Origin of the sequence: Pseudomonas sp. 43(2021) (assembly GCF_017490805.1) — a bacterium.
In the GTDB taxonomy this organism is placed as follows: Bacteria; Pseudomonadota; Gammaproteobacteria; order Pseudomonadales; family Pseudomonadaceae; genus Aquipseudomonas.
In genome coordinates this window covers 1-446 of sequence record NZ_JAFGYJ010000521.1, presented here as the reverse complement: position 1 = coordinate 446, position 446 = coordinate 1, and the positions used below count along the sequence as shown (strand labels likewise).

Below are 446 nucleotides of genomic sequence, written 5' to 3'. Positions count from 1 at the left end.
CAGCAGCTCCTTCAGCCGGTTGCGCGCCTCGAGCAGCGTCGACAGCTCGGGAATGCGCTTGACGACGTCCGCCGGCTCGAACGATTCCATCGACGTGAACGTCAGATCGATCGGAATCAGCGTGCCGTCGTTGGTCAGCACGTTCTTCACGTGATAGCTCAGCGACGGCGCGATCTGCGCCATGCGCTCATCGAAGTTCTCGACGTCGATCTCCTGAAAGCGCCGATCCTCGACCGGGCCGAGCGGCTCGACGTTGTCGCCCGACAGGTCCGCCATCACGCCCGCGACGAACGGCAGCTCGACCTTCTTCTGCGAGCCGTACACCTCCACGTCGTATTCAATCTGCACGCGGGGCGCACGACTCTCCCCGATGAATTTCTGTCCATCCTTTTGTCGAACCATGATGAGCAAACCCTCTACACGAAGTTGTTGACGTTACTTGGAAC

Annotated in this window: 1 protein-coding gene; it reads right to left on the bottom strand. The window is 60.3% G+C overall.

Going from position 1 to position 446, the window contains the following annotated elements:
- Positions 1-402, bottom strand: a 402-nt coding sequence (gene tssB / locus J5M71_RS28490; RefSeq protein WP_207839000.1) for a type VI secretion system contractile sheath small subunit, incomplete at its 3' end; no start/stop codon positions are given.
- Between the last annotated feature and the right edge of the window lie 44 nt (positions 403-446).